General features: G+C 73.7%; 18 protein-coding genes. 5 read left to right on the top strand and 13 right to left on the bottom strand.

The window, feature by feature from the left end; genetic code table 11:
* Positions 1-28: 28 nt before the first annotated feature.
* From ACFV4N_RS12750 to thyX, 4 genes are all read right to left on the bottom strand, one after another.
* Positions 29-646, bottom strand: a complete 618-nt coding sequence (locus ACFV4N_RS12750) for a TIGR03085 family metal-binding protein (RefSeq protein WP_499672656.1) — start codon at positions 644-646, stop codon at positions 29-31.
* Between the two features lie 14 nt (positions 647-660).
* Entirely contained in the window at positions 661-2,097 is a 1,437-nt protein-coding gene (locus ACFV4N_RS12745) for a serine/threonine-protein kinase (protein WP_499672655.1), read from the bottom strand.
* Positions 2,098-2,167: 70 nt separating this feature from the next.
* Positions 2,168-2,557 carry an ACT domain-containing protein gene (locus ACFV4N_RS12740; RefSeq protein ID WP_499672654.1) on the bottom strand — a complete coding sequence of 130 codons (390 nt, stop codon included), beginning with the start codon at positions 2,555-2,557 and terminating at the stop codon, positions 2,168-2,170.
* Complete coding sequence (thyX, locus tag ACFV4N_RS12735) at positions 2,554-3,306, bottom strand: FAD-dependent thymidylate synthase (RefSeq protein WP_499672653.1); 753 nt, start codon at positions 3,304-3,306, stop codon at positions 2,554-2,556. Before thyX ends, ACFV4N_RS12740 begins: the two co-directional genes overlap by 4 nt.
* A gap of 139 nt (positions 3,307-3,445) precedes the next feature.
* Between thyX and ACFV4N_RS12730 the strand changes: the two genes are divergently transcribed.
* Positions 3,446-3,988 (top strand): toxin-antitoxin system HicB family antitoxin, encoded by a 543-nt coding sequence (locus tag ACFV4N_RS12730; protein ID WP_499672652.1) that lies wholly within the window; start codon positions 3,446-3,448, stop codon positions 3,986-3,988.
* A gap of 9 nt (positions 3,989-3,997) precedes the next feature.
* Positions 3,998-4,891 (top strand): DUF4097 family beta strand repeat-containing protein, encoded by an 894-nt coding sequence (locus ACFV4N_RS12725; protein WP_499672651.1) that lies wholly within the window; start codon positions 3,998-4,000, stop codon positions 4,889-4,891.
* 132 nt (positions 4,892-5,023) lie between these two features.
* On the opposite strand, the gene ACFV4N_RS12720 is transcribed toward ACFV4N_RS12725, so the two are convergent.
* The 5 genes from ACFV4N_RS12720 to ACFV4N_RS12700 form a co-directional block, all read right to left on the bottom strand.
* Positions 5,024-5,578, bottom strand: coding sequence for a hypothetical protein (locus tag ACFV4N_RS12720; RefSeq protein ID WP_499672650.1), 555 nt, complete (start codon positions 5,576-5,578; stop codon positions 5,024-5,026).
* Between the two features lie 68 nt (positions 5,579-5,646).
* The gene (locus ACFV4N_RS12715; RefSeq protein WP_499672649.1) at positions 5,647-6,231 is read right to left on the bottom strand and encodes a TetR/AcrR family transcriptional regulator; all 585 of its coding nucleotides are present in this window, start codon (positions 6,229-6,231) and stop codon (positions 5,647-5,649) included.
* 46 nt (positions 6,232-6,277) lie between these two features.
* On the bottom strand, positions 6,278-7,276 hold the full coding sequence (locus tag ACFV4N_RS12710) for an aldo/keto reductase (protein ID WP_499672648.1): 999 nt from the start codon (positions 7,274-7,276) through the stop codon (positions 6,278-6,280).
* A gap of 55 nt (positions 7,277-7,331) precedes the next feature.
* The gene (locus tag ACFV4N_RS12705; protein ID WP_499672647.1) at positions 7,332-8,537 is read right to left on the bottom strand and encodes a winged helix-turn-helix domain-containing protein; all 1,206 of its coding nucleotides are present in this window, start codon (positions 8,535-8,537) and stop codon (positions 7,332-7,334) included.
* Positions 8,538-8,678: 141 nt separating this feature from the next.
* Positions 8,679-9,605: an EamA family transporter gene (locus tag ACFV4N_RS12700; RefSeq protein WP_499672646.1), complete on the bottom strand. Its 927-nt coding sequence runs from the start codon at positions 9,603-9,605 to the stop codon at positions 8,679-8,681.
* 152 nt (positions 9,606-9,757) lie between these two features.
* Between ACFV4N_RS12700 and ACFV4N_RS12695 the strand changes: the two genes are divergently transcribed.
* The 3 genes from ACFV4N_RS12695 to ACFV4N_RS12685 are packed head-to-tail and all read left to right on the top strand — an operon-like array spanning position 9,758 to position 11,650.
* Entirely contained in the window at positions 9,758-10,567 is an 810-nt protein-coding gene (locus tag ACFV4N_RS12695; RefSeq protein WP_499672645.1) for a hypothetical protein, read from the top strand.
* Positions 10,568-10,576: 9 nt separating this feature from the next.
* On the top strand, positions 10,577-11,128 hold the full coding sequence (locus tag ACFV4N_RS12690; protein ID WP_499672644.1) for a GNAT family N-acetyltransferase: 552 nt from the start codon (positions 10,577-10,579) through the stop codon (positions 11,126-11,128).
* A gap of 21 nt (positions 11,129-11,149) precedes the next feature.
* Complete coding sequence (locus ACFV4N_RS12685) at positions 11,150-11,650, top strand: VTT domain-containing protein (RefSeq protein ID WP_499672643.1); 501 nt, start codon at positions 11,150-11,152, stop codon at positions 11,648-11,650.
* Here the strand turns inward: ACFV4N_RS12685 and ACFV4N_RS12680 are convergent.
* From ACFV4N_RS12680 to ACFV4N_RS12665, 4 genes are all read right to left on the bottom strand, one after another.
* Positions 11,598-12,029: a PRC-barrel domain-containing protein gene (locus ACFV4N_RS12680; RefSeq protein ID WP_499672642.1), complete on the bottom strand. Its 432-nt coding sequence runs from the start codon at positions 12,027-12,029 to the stop codon at positions 11,598-11,600. The two genes, ACFV4N_RS12685 and ACFV4N_RS12680, sit on opposite strands and share 53 nt — an antisense overlap.
* 241 nt (positions 12,030-12,270) lie before the next feature.
* A complete protein-coding gene (locus ACFV4N_RS12675) occupies positions 12,271-12,726 on the bottom strand; it encodes a tetratricopeptide repeat protein (RefSeq protein ID WP_499672641.1) in 456 nt (151 codons plus the stop codon).
* Between the two features lie 7 nt (positions 12,727-12,733).
* Complete coding sequence (dapB, locus tag ACFV4N_RS12670; RefSeq protein WP_499672640.1) at positions 12,734-13,525, bottom strand: 4-hydroxy-tetrahydrodipicolinate reductase; 792 nt, start codon at positions 13,523-13,525, stop codon at positions 12,734-12,736.
* On the bottom strand, positions 13,522-14,829 hold the full coding sequence (locus tag ACFV4N_RS12665; RefSeq protein ID WP_499672639.1) for a M16 family metallopeptidase: 1,308 nt from the start codon (positions 14,827-14,829) through the stop codon (positions 13,522-13,524). The genes dapB and ACFV4N_RS12665 overlap by 4 nt, the downstream gene beginning before the upstream one ends.
* Positions 14,830-14,902: the final 73 nt, after the last annotated feature.

Below are 14,902 nucleotides of genomic sequence, written 5' to 3'. Positions count from 1 at the left end.
CTACCGCGTTACCTTCGGCAACCTGCGACTACACACCCCGGTCGAGGTCGCGCAGCAGGCGGACGTCCGCCTCCGACCCGTCGTACTCCACGCGCGCGGCGTCGCGGCCGAAGGCGTGCATCAGCAGTTCGGTGACCTGTCCGGTCAGCACCACGGGGTTCGCACCCGGTTTCGCCGTGGTCGACCGCCCGTCCGGGCGACGCAGCACCACACCGACGGGTGACTTCCGGTAGGCGAGCCGGGCCATCCCGGCCAGCCGCCGCCACAGCACGTCGTCACGCACGGGATCGGGTGAACGCGGTTCCCAGTCCGGCCGCGCCCGGCGCACGTCCTCGTGGTGCACGAAGTACTCCACGGCGTTGGCCAGGTCGCCCGCCAGCGACACCGGGGACAGGCGGGACGGGTTGCGGACCAGGTCCACCAGCTCGGGCCACGGCTTGGCCGCGTAGGCGTCCTGGACGCGCTGCGTGTGGCCGGCCAGCGGCTTGAACAGCACGCCGACCGCCGCGTCCGGGCGGCGCTCCCGCAGCACCAGGTGCGCGGCCAGGTCGCGGGTGCGCCACCCCTCGCACAGCGTCGGCGCGTCGGGACCCACGTCCTCGAACAGGTCGGCCAGCAGTCTGCGTTCGTCGTCCGCGACACCCATGCCGCCAAACCTACCTACTCGGCGGTCACCTGACCGGTCAACTCGCTCTTGTCCTTGCTCCACAGCACGCAGCCGATCTCGCGGGTGCCCTCGTCGGAGTCGGCCGGGTCCTCGCGCCACTCCGCCTCGGTGGGCACCACGGCGGCGTAGACGAGCTTGTCCTCCTTGTCCGCCAACGGCACCGCGTCGGACATGAAGTGGAGCGTGCAGAAGCCCTCGGCGTAGTCGCGCATCCAGTCCTGACCGGGGTAGGCGCGCTTGTCCGAGGAGCCGAACGGGCTGCCGGTGGCGAAGAACTCCACCCGGTGGGCCTTCTCGCAGTCCGCGTAGTTGACCGTGGTGCTGGGCTCCAGGAAGTTGTCGCCGCACCGGCCGCTGCTGAGCTTCAACTGGTTCGCCGACATCGAGCCGCCCGGGCCGAAGAAGATCGCCTCGGCCATCGCGGCGGGCGGCTGGTCGGTGAACAGCCAGCGGCCCAGGAACGCGCCCGCGACCAGCAGGGCGACCGACGCCAGCACGCCGCCGGTGATCAGCACCGGCTTGAGCCAGGTCTTCTTCGGCCGGGTGACCTGCGTGTAGTGGGCGGTGGGCGGCGGCGCGCCGAACCCGGTGGGCGGCGTGGGCTGGGCGGCGGCCCGTTCGAGCATGGCGCGGGCCTGGGGGCCGGTGAGCCGGGCGTTCGGGTCGGGCATCAGCAGGCCGGTGATCACCGCGCCGAGCGCGCCGTGCGCCCTGGTCAGGCGCGGCGGCTCGTTCATGATCGCGTGGAGGGTGGAGGCGGTGGACGACCGCTCGTAGGGGCTCACGCCCTCCACCGCGTAGGCCAGGGTGGCGCCCAGCGCCCACAGGTCGGAGGCCGGTGACGCCTCGTGACCGTGGATGCGCTCCGGCGACATGTAGGCGGGCGAGCCGATCAGGCTGCCGCTGGTGGTCAGACGGGGATCGTCAACTGATTGTGCGATTCCGAAATCTGTCAGCTTGACGCGGCCGTTGGCGGTGACCATGAGGTTGCCGGGCTTGACGTCGCGGTGCACGACGCCCGCCTGGTGGGCGGACTCCAGGGCGGACAGCGCCTGCACGGCGATGGACGTCACCCGGTCCGGCGGCATCGGGCCGTGCCTGCCGATGAGCGCGGACAGCGTGGCCGCCTCGACCAGCTCCATCACGATGTAGGTCATGCCGCCCTCGACGACCACGTCGAACACGGTGACCACGGCGGGGTCGTTGAGCCGGCCCGCGGTGCGCGCCTCGCGGAGCACCCGCTCCTCCAGCACCCGGCGCTCCTCGTGCGCGATGCCGTCGGGGAGGTGCAGCTCCTTGATCGCGACCTGGCGGCCGATCACGTTGTCCTGGGCGCGCCACACCACGCCCATGCCGCCGCGCCCCAGCTCGGCGAGCAGGCTGTAGCGGCCCGCGATGACGCGTGGCTGGACGCCCTGTGGACTGTTCACCGCAACTCCTCGCCACCGACCCCGGATCGGGCGGAACGGTAACTCAGACCGCGGGCCGCCCCCGCCGGTTTCACGGTTTCGTGACTTCGTGCCCCGAGTTGCGCAGCGCCTGCACGGCCCGGCCCAGGTCGGCGGCCTTCACCAGCAGGTGGTCGGTGTCGTAGGTGGACAGTGCGAACAAGCTCACACCCGCCGCGGCCAGCTCGCCGGACAGCGCGGCCATGATGCCGGTGAGGGTGAACTCCAGCGGGCCCCGGACGGTGAGCAGGCGCCAGCCGGGCTGGGAGGCGTCGGTCCGCGGCGCGTGCTCGCTCGGGCAGACGACCGACAGCTCGTCGGGCGTGCGGGTGACGCAGACCAGGCCCGGCAGGTCGAGCAGGCCGGCGGGCACGGGCGCGTCGGCCGGCAGCCGGGCGATCGTGTACTCGCCCGGCCGCACGTCGACGACGAGCCGCTTCATCCTTCGGTGACCAGCGGGCTGGAGGCCACCTCGGTGCCGTCGGGCAGGGACGAGATGACGAAGTCCGCGAACGCGTTGGGCGCGGCCTTCTGGAGCTGGCGCAGGCACTCCACGGCGAGGGCGCGGATCTCCACGTCGGCGTGCTCGGTGGCGCGCATGGCGATGAAGTGCCGCCACGCGCGGTAGTTGCCGGTGACCACGATGCGGGTCTCGGTGGCGTTCGGCAGCACGGCGCGGGCGGCCTGGCGGGCCTGCTTGCGGCGCAGCGTGGCGCTCGGGGCGTCCTGGAACTTGGTCTCGAGACCCTTGAGCAGCTCGTTGTAGGCGTCGACGCTCGCCTGCGCGGCCTTCAGGAACAGCTCGTGCAGCTCGGGGTCGTTCGCGATGACGTCCGGCTCGACCATGGCGGCGTCGCGCTCGGGGACGTAGCGCTGGGAGAGCTGGCTGTAGGAGAAGTGGCGGTGCCGGATCAGCTCGTGGGTGAGCGAGCGGGAGATGCCGGTCAGGTAGAAGCTGACCGAGCCGTGCTCCAGGACGGACAGGTGGCCGACCTCGATGATGTGCTTGATGTAGCCCGCGTTGGTGGCCGTGGCCGGGTTGGGCTTGCCCCAGGACTGGTAGCACGCGCGGCCCGCGAACTCGGCGAGCGCCTCGCCGCCCTCGGCGTCGGTGGACCACGGGACGTCCTCCGGGGGGAAGAACTCCGTCTTCGCGATCAACTGCACCTTCGGGGACACGGTCTGAGCCATGCCCGAACCCTAACCGACCTCGGGTTGGACCATCAGGAGCACCCGGGGGCCGGTCCAGGGGCCGGGATGATGTCTCGGTGGCGTCATTCATGACACCACTTTCCTTGACAGGCGTCACTGGTGACGTCATGGTGGTGTCATGGATCTGTCACCGTACATCGCGGCGCTGCGGGAGGACCTCGCGACGGCCGCCTCCGCCGGGGACGACAACACCCGGCGCACGGCGGCCCTGCTGTCCGCCGCGCTGGAGCCGGCCGCCCGGCTGGCCCTCATGAACGCCCTGTCCGACCTGGCCGCCGAGGTCACCGCCGCCCTGGACGGCGCGGTGGTGGACGTGCGGCTCGACGGTCGCGACGTGCAGGTGGTCGTCACCGGGACGCCCGGCGCGCACCACGAGCCGGAACCGGAGCCGCAGGAGGTCCCCCGGCCCACCGCCGGCGAGGCCACGCGCATCACCCTGCGCCTGCTGGACGAGCTGAAGTCCAAGGCGGAGCAGGCGGCGGCGGCGCAGGGCATGTCGTTGAACACGTTCGTGGCCCAGGCCGTGCAGGGGGCGGTCGGCGGTCGGCGCGGGCACCACAAGGGGTGGTCGGGCTCGACGGGCCCTTCGGGCTCGTCCGGTTCTTCGAGGGACAGGCAGAGCGGTTCGGGGTCGCGCGTGCGCGGCTGGGTGCAGGGCTGAGGAGGGGTCGTGGAGGCCGACGTGGTGCGACAGCAGGGCTTCGACGCCGAGGGCGCCGTGGAGATCGACGTGGCGCTGCTCGCCGGCCGGGTGCGGGTGCACCTGGTGGACGAGCCGGGCGTGCACGTGGAGGTGAGGCAGGACGAGTCGCCGGGCGAGCCCTGGGCGGCGGGGCTGTCGAACCTCCTGAGCTGGGTGAACGACCAGTTCGGCGACCGGGCCCAGCCGGTCGGGCCGGGTGAGGCGGTGCGCGACGCGCGCGTGGAGTTCGAGAACGGGCGGCTCACGGTGCGCTCGTCCAAGGCGCTGCCGCTGCGCGCCGTGCCGCTCGGGGTGGTCGTGCGCGCGCCGCACGGGTCGCACGTGACGACCAAGCTGGGTTCGGCGGACGTGACCGTCGTCGGGCCCGCGGGCAGGCTGGAGCTGCGGACCGACAGCGGCGACGTGACCGCGGACCGCGCCGACGCGTCGGTGCGGGTGGACTCGCGGGCGGGCAAGGTGCGGCTGGGCCCGGTGCTGGGCCAACTGCGGGCGAAGACCGGCAGCGGCGACGTCGAGGTGTCGGCGGTCGGCGGCAACACGGTGCTCACCACCGGGACCGGCCACGTGTGGCTGGGCGTGGTGCAGGGGGACGTGCAGGTGCGCACGGGCAGCGGTGACGTGACGGTCGCCGACGCGGCGTCGGGGCGCATCCAGATGGGCACGGGGTCGGGCGACGTGCGCGTGGGCGTCCGGCCGGGGGTGGCGGCGGAGGTCGACCTGGCGTCCACCTCGGGGTCGGCGCGGTCGGAGCTGGAGGTGTCGGACACGCCGCCGGAGCAGGGGCTGGAGCTGTTCATCACGGGGCGGACCGGCACGGGCGCCGCCCTGGTGACCACGGCCACGACGACGGCGGCGGCTTAGGCGCGGGATCGGGCGAGGATCGGGCGCGGATCGGGCTCGGGCGGGAGCCCGCGACGACGGCGGGTGGCTCGCGGGGTCAGGCCGCAGGGGTCAGGCCGCAGGGGTCAGGCCGCAGGGGTCAGGCCGCAGGGGTCAGGCGAGGAACCCGCCGTGGAAGGCCACCACGGGCGCGAAGAGCAGGACCGGGGTGGCGACGGCCATCACCGCGGACCGGCGGCGCCCCCGCCGGACCGCGGTGGCGATCCCCGCCACGAGGACGGCGCCACACCCGACCAGGCCCGTCAGGAACGCCTGCTCCAGGACGGTCCTCCCGGCGATGGTCAGGTCGCCGTCCAGGCTCCAGGACTCCAGCGGCGACCTGCGCCGCGCCGGGACGACGGCCATCGCGAAGAGCACCTGGACCGCGAGCAGACCACCCGTGACCGCCGCCGACCCCCGCCCACGTCGACCGGCGGGCCGCGACGCTAGGTCCCCGCCCAGCGCGAAGGCGTGCCGGAAGCCCAGGACCAGCGTCGGCAGCACGAACACCACCGCGGCGACCAGGTAGAGCGCGGTCATCCGCGGCCGGTCCTCCGGCAGCAGCGTCGGGTGGACGCCCGGCGGGGTCAACCACCCGGCGAGCGCCGTCCAGAGGTGCTCCTGGGCGAGGAGCAGCACCACCGGGGCGGCGATCAGGAGCAGCACCACCGGGATCGCGATCGCGGGGGACGCCCCCGGTCGCGGCGCTCGGGACCGTCGTGGCCGGGGTCGGGCGGTCACGTGGCGGCCCGCAGGCCCGCCACCAGCAGGTCGACCACGGCCTCGAACACCGCGTCCACGCCCGGGTCGGACCAGCTCGCCGCGTGCGCCGGGTCGTGGAAGCGGGCCGTGGCCTCGAAGACCGCCTTGGCCGCCACCTCCGGGTCGCGCGCGGTGAAGGCGCCGGACGCCACGCCGTCCCCGATGATGATGGCCAGGTCGTCGACCATCGAGGCGATGTGGGCGTCGACCACGGCGCTGCTCTCCCCCACCAGCACGGTGAAGGTCGCGAACAGCTCCGGGTCGCCCAGCGCCTTCTTGCGCTTCGCCTCGAACAGCGCCGCCAGCCAGTCGCGCAGGCGGTCGACCGGCGGCGCGTCCGAGGCCGCGATGCCCGACAGGCCCGAGTGCGCGCGGTCGAGCCACCGCTGGGTCACCGCCTCGCGCAGCGCGGCCTTGGTCGGGAAGTGCCGGTAGACGGAGCCGTGGCTCACGCCCAGGGCACGGGCCACGTCCACGACCGTCGCCTTGGCCGGTCCGTAGCGGCGCAGGACGTCCTCCGTGGTGCTGAGGATGGTCTCTGCGGTCAGTGCGTCCGCCACGGTGGTGCTCCTTGCCGATCGCGGGTGGTGTGTTGATTGTCCTTGATCACCTCTCGCTGTCGAGGTGGGCCATCTGGACGGCCGCGTAACGATCGCCCGCGGCGGCGTCGACGGGGACGGCCGACTCGATGGCCGCGAGGTCGTCGTCGGTCAGCGTGACGTCCAGCGCGCCCAGGGCCTCGGTCAGGCGGTCGCGGCGGCGGGCGCCGACCAGCGGCACGATGTCCTCCCCCTGGGCCAAGACCCAGGCGATGGCCAGCTGCGCGACCGTGACGCCCTTGTCGGCGGCGAGCGCGCGCAGGGCCTCGACCAGGGACAGGTTGTGGTCCAGGTTCTCGCCCTGGAAGCGCGGCGAGACCGAGCGGAAGTCGTCGACCTGCCGCGCCGCCGTCCAGTGGCCCGAGATCAGGCCGCGCGACAGCACGCCGTAGGCGGTGATGCCGATGCCCAGCTCGCGGGCGGTGGGCAGGATCTCCCGCTCGATGCCCCGCGTGATCAGGGCGTACTCGATCTGGAGGTCCGAGATCGGGTGCACGGCGTGGGCGCGGCGCAGGGTCTCCGCGCCCACCTCGGACAGGCCGATGTGGCGGACGCGGCCCTTCTCGACCTCCTCGGCGATGGCCCCGACGGTCTCCTCGATCGGGACCGCCGGGTCGAGGCGGGCCGGGCGGTAGACGTCGACGTGGTCGGTGCCGAGGCGGCGCAGCGTGTACGCCAGGTAGTTGCGCACCGCCTCGGGCCGGGCGTCGTTGCCGTGCCAGCCGCCGTCCGCGTCGCGGAGTGCGCCGAACTTGACGCTGATCAGCACGTCGTCCCGGTTGCGGTCGCGCAGGGCCTCCCGGATCAGCAGCTCGTTGTGCCCCATGCCGTAGAAGTCGCCGGTGTCGAGCAGGTTCACGCCGGCGTCGATCGCGGCGTGGATGGTGGCGACGCTCTCGGCCTCGTCCGCCGGGCCGTACAGGTCGGACATGCCCATGCACCCCAGGCCCAGCGCGGAGACGGCGGGACCGGACGTGCCCAGGCGGCGTTGGGTGATAGCAGTCATGGAACTACTATCACCCGTCAGATGACAGATTTCAATATCTGTCACTCGATCGGTGTCAGCGCGCCACCGCCGCCAGCGTCGGGGCCAGGTCGCCGCGCGGCGCGACGTCCACCCGGTCCAGCTCCAACCAGTCCGCCATCGCCCGCAGCTCACCGGCCAGCTCCACGGCCACGCGGGCGACGTCCACCGCCGGCTCCGCGTACGCGGCCTGCACCCGCAGCACCCCCGCCGCCCGGTCGGCCTTCAGGTCAACCCGCGCCACCAGCCGACCGTCCAGCAGGAACGGGAACACGTAATAGCCGTGCACCCGCTTGGCCGCCGGCACGTAGATCTCGATCCGGTAGAAGAAGTCGAAGATCCGCTCGGTGCGGGCGCGCTCCCAGATCAGCGGGTCGAACGGGCACAGCAGCGCCCGCCCCACGACCTGCCTCGGCACTCGCGCCGCCACGTGCCGGTACGCGGGCGCCTGCCACCCCCGCACCGCCACCGGCTCCAGCACGCCCGCCTCCACCAGCTCCAGCACGGCCTGCCTGCTGCGCTCGGGCGCGAGCCGGTAGTAGTCGCGCAGGTCCGGCTCGGTCGCCACGCCCAGCGCCGTCGCCGCGCGGGCCACCAGCTCGCGCGCGCCCTCCTCCGGCGACACCCGCCGCGCCAGCACCTCGGGCGGCAGCACGCGCTCGGTCAGGTCGTACAGCCGCTCGAAGCCGCGCCGCGTCCCCGTGGTCAGCACGCCCTCGCCGAACAGGTACTCGCAGACCTTCTTGACCTCCGACCAGTTCCAGCCCCACTGGTCCTTGCGCCGGGGCCCGCCGCCCGCCAGCGCCTTCTCGATCGCACCCGCCCCGACCGGCCCCAGCTCCTTGACCACGGCGAGGATGTCCTCGACCAGCCGGGGCGACGCCGCGGCGAGGGCGGTGTTCGCCTTCCACCACCCCTGGCGCTTGGCCCCGGACCGGAACAGCGGCCAGTCCTCCACCGGCACCAGGCTCGCCTCGTGCGCCCAGTACTCCACCAGCATCCGCGGCCGGCGGGCGCTGTGCGACCAGGCGGCCTCGTCCACCAGCGCGGGCGAGTACGAGCCGAGCCTGCTGAACAGCGGCATGTAGTGCGCGCGCACGGCCACGTTGACCGAGTCGAGCTGCAACAACCGCACGCGTGACAGCACCTTCGCCAGGTGCCGCCGGGCGGGCTCACCGGCCGGTCGTGGATCGGCGAAACCCTGCGCGCCCAAAGCGATCCGGCGGGCGACGTCTGCGCTCATCGTCTGCACGACTGGATGTTCCCACCCGGGTACGACATCCTGATCACGCCCGCCGCGCCCCGGGCCACGGCCGCCACGCACGCCACGCTCGGGTCACGCCCGTCACACCCGTCACACCCGCCGCGCTCGGGTCACACCCGGTCACGCCCGCCGGGATCGCTCGCGCAGGAGTCCCCGCCGGGTGGGCCCCCCGTTCTCAGGATGCCGGCGGGGTACGACAACCCGTTCCGCCCGCACCACCAGCACCACCGCCAGCACCACCAGCGCCCCGCCGACCACCTGGAGCACCCCGACCCGCTCTCCGGCCAGCCACACGCCCAGCACCACCGCGATCACCGGGTTCACGTACGCGTAAGTCGCCACCGTCGACACCGGCAACTGCCCCAGCACGTACACGTACGAGCTGAACGCCATCAGCGACCCGAACACCACCAGGTACCCCCACGCCGCCCACGACGACGCCGTCACCTCCGCGACCGACACCCGCTCCCCCGCCAGCAGCCCGGCCACCGACAGCGCCGCGCCACCCGCCAGCATCTCCACCGCCGACAGCGCGAACGGGTTCGCCGGCACCGCCAGCCGACCGCTCAGGAACGACCCCAGCGCCCACCCGAACGCCGCCAGCAGCACCACCCACGGCCCCCACCACGACGACTCGCCCACGTCGTCCAGCAGCAGCACCGCCAACCCCGCCAGCCCGACCAGCACGCCCGCGTACGTCACCGCCGGCGGCCGCTCCCCCGCGAACCTCCGCATCAGCACCACGTACAGCGGCACGGACGCCACCAGCAGCGCCGCCAGGCCCGACGCCACCGACTGCTCGGCCAGCACCACCAGCCCGTTGCCCCACGCGGGCAGCAGCAGCCCCAGCAGCACGCCCGAGCCGAACTGCCGCCGCGTCATCCGCAGGCCGCCGCGCCAGGCCACCAGCAGCGCCAGCACCCCTCCCGCGAGGAGGAACCTCAGCCCGGCCGACAACAGCGGCGGCATCGACTCGATGGTGAACTTGATGGCCACGTAGGTGGAACCCCACACCACGTACACGACGCCCAACGCTGCCCAACGCACGACCGCGACGTTGTCACGTGAGGCCACCCCGGGGCACGCGGGTTTCGGCCGGCGCGCTGCGGCATCCGGGCGACATCCGGGTGATGTCCCCGGTCCCCGGAAACCCGCCGGCCGCGCCCCGCGTCCACAGTCCCGACACGAGGGGGTTCGTGATGTCGGTGCGGGACGGCGCGGCAGCCGCCGGGAAGAGCGCGAAGTGGACCAGGCAGGTGGGGCTCGGGTTCGTGGCGTTCCCCTACCTGGTGGCGTTCGCGCTGCTGGTAGGGGCCTGGGTGCACCCGGTGGCGTCGGGGGGCATCACGACGGTGGGGATCATGGCGCTGCCCGTGGTCGCCGTCGCCTGGTACGTCGTGGTGGTGAAGCACCCCGACCAGCCGGGGCGCTGGGCCACGCCCCTGGTGTGCTGCGCCGTGGCGGGCCTGCTCCCCCTGGGGGCCCTGATCGCCTGGTGGGGCCACCTGCTGGACGTGGAGGTGACCGCGAGGGGCTGGGTGGCGATCTGCGGCGCGGTGGTCGTCGGGGCGTTCGTGGTCCCGGTGCTCGCGCTGAGGGTCCTCGGGCGGCTGGTGGAGGCCGGCCAGGCGGGGCTGACCGCGTCGGACCTGGTGGGGTCGGACCTGGAGGCGGTGTTCCCCTTCCGGGGGTCCGCCACGACGTCCCTGCTCGTCGGCGAGCAGGGGATCACCGTGTACCGGGCGTTCCAGGAGAGGACGCAGGTCCTGCGGGAGTGGCCCCTGCACTGCCTGGACGGCGCCCGGCGGGTCGACGTGCCGTCGCGGGTCAGGAGCGGCGGGCGCGACGGCGGGGCCTGGTCCGTCAAGCCGGGGCCCGCGGTCCGGGTCCTGGTCGCGGGCGAGGAGTGGCTGGTGCCCACCAGGCGCGCCGACTTCGCCGCGGAGCTGCTGGACGCCCTCGTCCGCCGGCGGCGGGAGGCCGGTGAGCACCCCGGGTGGACCCCCTAGGGTGACCGCATGGCCGATGCCTCCGTGCGCACCGCGACCCCCGACGACGTCGCGGAGATCGCCCGCCTCCACCGCGACACCTGGCGGACCGCCTACCGGGACCTGCTGCCGGAGGACGTCCTGACCGGCCTCGACGTCGCCGAGACCGCGCCCGCGTGGGCAGAGGCGGTGTCGAACGGGCAGGTGCTCGTGGCCGAGGAGGGCCGCTGGCTCGTCGGGTTCTGCGTGGCCGGCCCGGCGCCCGCCGGGGAGGTGGCCCGCGCGGACGGCTCGCTGCCCGACGACGCGGCGGCAACGGCCCTGCTCAGCGTGCTCGTGGAACCCCGCTGGGGACGGCGCGGGCACGGCGGCAGGCTGCTCGCCACGGCGGCCGGGAGGTTGCGGGAGGCGGGCGCGACCAGGGGCATCGCCTGGGTGCCCGAGGCGGACCGCAGCTCGACCGGCTTCTACGACAAGGCGGGGTGGTCGCCGGACGGCACGGTGCGCACGCTGGACGCCGGTGGGCGACCATTGCGCGAAATCAGGGTTTCCGGGGGGTTGACCCTACTCCTGGAGCCCTGATCCGTTGGTAGCCTCGGGTGGGTGCTGGGGTGGTTGTGCCTGACGTTCTGCGTGGCGTTCGGCTCCTCGGTGCTGCCACTGGTCAGCATCGAGTTATTCGTGATCGGGCTGGTGACGCAGCAGCCGCACCTCTCGTGGTGGTGGATCGCGCTCGCCGTGGCCGTGGGCCAGGTGCTGGGGAAGCTGCTCTACTTCTTCGCCGCCCGGGGCTCGCTGCGCCTGCCCGCGTTCCTCAAGCGCGCGGACCGGCCCCGACGGCCGCTGTCGCCGTGGCGGCAGCGGTGGCGGGTGCGGATGGAGTGGGTGCGGGAGCGCTGCCACCGGCACCCGCACTGGATGTTCGGCACGCACGCGGTCAGCTCGGTGGTCGGCGTGCCGCCGTTCATGTTCACCACCGTGCTGGCGGGGCTCGCCGGCATGTCGTCCTGGCTGTTCGTCTCCACCGGCATGGTCGGCCGGTTCGCCCGGTTCAGCGTGCTGGCCGCGTCGCCCGCCGCGGTCGCGGGGTGGTGGGTGCACTGACCCCCGCGGGCGCGCCGACCCCGCCGACCTCACCGGGCGCGCCGGCCCCGTCGGGCTCGCGCCGGTGGCGCACCAGGCGCTGCTGGGGCACGGTCAGGCCGTAGTGGCCGTACAGCTCGGCCTGCTCGTCCAGTGAGAGTTCGGGTCCGTCGACCCTGGGCGCGTCGTCCACCTCGCGCCGCTCGACCGGCACCACCAGCCGGTGCTCCCGGACCTGGGCGCCGCGGATGGGCACGAGGGTCGTGCCGCCCGCGCCGCGCACGGCGGCCCACTGCGGCCGACCGTCCGCCAGCCACAGCTCGGCGACGGGACCGATGGGTCGCCCGTGCCGGTCCAGGACGTCGCAGTCGTAAAGGCGGTTCACAGCTGATCGATCCATGACCTCGCACTTACCCGGTTCGTGGCGCATCTCACGCAGAACCACACGTTCGTGTAACGGGTGGAGCGGGACTCAGGCGAAGGTCAGGGCCGCGCTCAGCGCGGTGAGGACCACCAGGAGGGCAACGGTCAGCCTCAGGTTCAGACAGGTCTTGGCCACGCCTCTACGATACGGAGAGTCACCATCGAATCAAAGGCAAGATGACGTTAAATCCGAATGAATCGCATCTCACCCGGGTGGCTCACACCGGATTCTTCGGCACCTGGAATAGCTCGATGGCCTTCCGCATGGTCTCCCTGGCCCGACCGCGGTCCCCGGCCAGGTCGTAGGCCTGCGCCAGCAGGAACCACGCCCGCCAGTCCTCCGGCCGCTCCTCCACCTCGACCCGCCGCCGCTCGAACCACTCGTCCGCGGCCCCCCGCTCGACCCGCCCGGACGGGCGGCGCGGCAGCCCGGAGGTGTCGGGCAGGCCGCCCTCCTCCGCGAGCTGCCGCGCCATCCGCTCCGTGGTGAAGCCGAACCGCAGGTTCGACCACAGGATCCACGCCCCGATCAGCGGCAGCACCAGCACGCCGACGCCGAGCCCGATCCCGACCGGGTCGCCGGTGCCCAGCAGCAGCACCGCCCGGCCGCCGAGCAGCACGAAGTACACCGCCAGCGCGGCGGCGATCAGGAACGCGGCGGTCCTGGGCCTCACCGGGGGCTCACAGGTCCATGTACTTGTCGAGCCCGACCGACAGGCCCGGGTGGTTCGCGACCGACCGCACGCCCAGCAGCACGCCCGGCATGAACGACGTGCGGTCCAGCGAGTCGTGCCGCAGCGTCAGCGTCTCGCCCTCCGTGCCGAACACGACCTCCTGGTGCGCGATCAGCCCGGCCAGCCGCAGCGAGTGCACCCGCACGTCGCCCACCACCGCGCCGCGCGCGCCGGGCGCCTCCTGCTCCGTCGCGTCCGGCATCGGGCCGAGCCCCGCACCCCGGCGGGCCTCCGTGATCAGCCTGGCCGTGTGCGCGGCCGTGCCCGACGGCGCGTCCAGCTTGCGCGGGTGGTGCAGCTCGATGACCTCGACCGAGTCGTAGTACCGCGCGGCCAGCTCGGCGAACCGCATGGACAGCACCGCGCCGATGGCGAAGTTCGGCGCGACCAGCACGCCCAGCCCCGGCTTGCCCGCCAGCCACCCGGCGACCTCGTCCAGCCGCCCCGCGTCGAACCCGGAGGTGCCCACGACCGCGTGGACGTCGTGGTCCACGCAGAACCGGAGGTTGCCCATCACCACGTCGGGGTTGGTGAAGTCGACCACGACCCGGGCGCCCGCGTCGGTCAGGCCCGACAGCGGGTCGCCGGCGTCGATCGCCGCGACGACCTCCAGGTCCGGCGCGGCCTCGACCGCCCGGACCACCTCCGCGCCCATCCGGCCGCGCGCGCCGATGACGCCGACGCGCAGGGGCTCCCCCGGGGACGTGCTCGCGCGGTCGGGCGAAGGCTGAGTAGTCAAGAGATCACCTCGTGCACCTGGGGCGGAAGATCGTCGGCGTGAGCGTAAGGGCCGACCACGGCGGCGGCGACGGGGCGTCGCAGCAACTCCCGCGCCAGCGCCGCCACGTCCGCCGCGGTGACCGCGTCGATGCGGGCCAGGGTCTGCTCCACCGACAGGTGGTCGCCGTAGTTCAGCTCGCCCTTGCCGATGCGCGACATGCGCGAGCTGGTGTCCTCCAGGCCAAGCACGAGCCCGCCGCGCAACTGGCCCTTGCCCCGGGCCACCTCCGCGTCCGACAGCCCGTCGCGGGCCACCCCGGTCAGCACCTCGCGCACCACGCCCGCCACGTCGCCCAGCCGGTCCGGCTGGCAGCCCGCGTACACCGACAGCGTCCCCGCGTCCGCGTACAGGCCCACCGACGAGTACACCTGGTAGGCCAGGCCCCGCCGCTCCCTGACCTCCTGGAACAGCCGCGAGCTCATCCCGCCGCCCAGCGCCGCGTTGAGCACGTTCAGCGCGAACCGGCGCTCGTCGTGCCGGTCCAGCGCCCGCACGCCCAGCATCAGGTGCGCCTGCTCGGTGTCGTCGCCGTGCAGCACCAGCCGGCGCGACGACGGGATGCGGGCCCGGCCGGCGCGCGGCGCGACGGGCGTGCCCACCCGGTCCAGCCGGTCGCCGAGCCGCTTGCGCACCAGCCGCAGCACCTGCGCGTGGTCGACGTTGCCCGCCACCGCGAGCACCATCCGCGGCAGCGCGTAGCGCCGCTTGTAGAAGTTGAACAGCGCGTCGCGCTCCATCGCCCCGATCGACTGCTCGGTGCCCAGCACCGGGCGGCCCAGCGCGTGCTCGCCCAGCAGGGCGTCGAGGAACGCGTCGTGCAGCAGGTCCTCGGGGTCGTCGTCGCGCATGGCGATCTCCTCGAGCACCACGCCGCGCTCGGTCTCGAAGTCGCGCGGCTCGCACAGCGCCTCGAACACCACGTCGCACACCAGGTCCACGGCCAGCGGCAGGTCCTCGTCGAGGACGTGCGCGTAGTAGCAGGTGTGCTCCTTGGCGGTGAACGCGTTCAGCTCGCCGCCCACCGCGTCGATCTCCTCCGCGATGGCCGCCGCCGTGCGGTTCGCGGTGCCCTTGAACAGCAGGTGCTCCAGGTAGTGGGCGGCGCCCGCGACCTCGGCGCGCTCGTCGCGCGACCCGACCTGCACCCACAGGCCCACCGACGCCGACCGCACGCCCGGCACGCGCTCGGTGATCACCCGCAGCCCGGACGGCAGCAGGGTGCGGCGCACCGCCACACCGCCGTCGCCGCGCTCCAGGCTCACCGTCGTGCCCGGCTTCTGGAGGTGCCCGGGACGCCTCCCAAGCGGACGGCCGCCCGGGGGGGCGGCCCCCGCC

Origin of the sequence: Actinosynnema sp. NPDC059797 (assembly GCF_042732085.1) — a bacterium.
Lineage (GTDB): Bacteria > Actinomycetota > Actinomycetes > Mycobacteriales > Pseudonocardiaceae > Actinosynnema.
Note: the sequence above shows the minus strand (reverse complement) of the source record. Positions and strands in the feature narration are given on the sequence as shown.

Excerpts from the sequence above, each read along its gene's own strand:
- ACFV4N_RS12750 (WP_499672656.1), bottom strand. The coding sequence starts at position 646 with ATGGGTGTCGCGGACGACGAACGCAGACTGCTGGCCGACCTGTTCGAG.
- ACFV4N_RS12740 (WP_499672654.1), bottom strand. The coding sequence starts at position 2,557 with ATGAAGCGGCTCGTCGTCGACGTGCGGCCGGGCGAGTACACGATCGCC.
- thyX (WP_499672653.1), bottom strand. The coding sequence starts at position 3,306 with ATGGCTCAGACCGTGTCCCCGAAGGTGCAGTTGATCGCGAAGACGGAG.
- ACFV4N_RS12730 (WP_499672652.1), top strand. The coding sequence starts at position 3,446 with ATGGATCTGTCACCGTACATCGCGGCGCTGCGGGAGGACCTCGCGACG.
- ACFV4N_RS12710 (WP_499672648.1), bottom strand. The coding sequence starts at position 7,276 with ATGACTGCTATCACCCAACGCCGCCTGGGCACGTCCGGTCCCGCCGTC.
- ACFV4N_RS12705 (WP_499672647.1), bottom strand. The coding sequence starts at position 8,537 with ATGAGCGCAGACGTCGCCCGCCGGATCGCTTTGGGCGCGCAGGGTTTC.
- ACFV4N_RS12695 (WP_499672645.1), top strand. The coding sequence starts at position 9,758 with ATGTCGGTGCGGGACGGCGCGGCAGCCGCCGGGAAGAGCGCGAAGTGG.
- ACFV4N_RS12690 (WP_499672644.1), top strand. The coding sequence starts at position 10,577 with ATGGCCGATGCCTCCGTGCGCACCGCGACCCCCGACGACGTCGCGGAG.
- ACFV4N_RS12680 (WP_499672642.1), bottom strand. The coding sequence starts at position 12,029 with ATGGATCGATCAGCTGTGAACCGCCTTTACGACTGCGACGTCCTGGAC.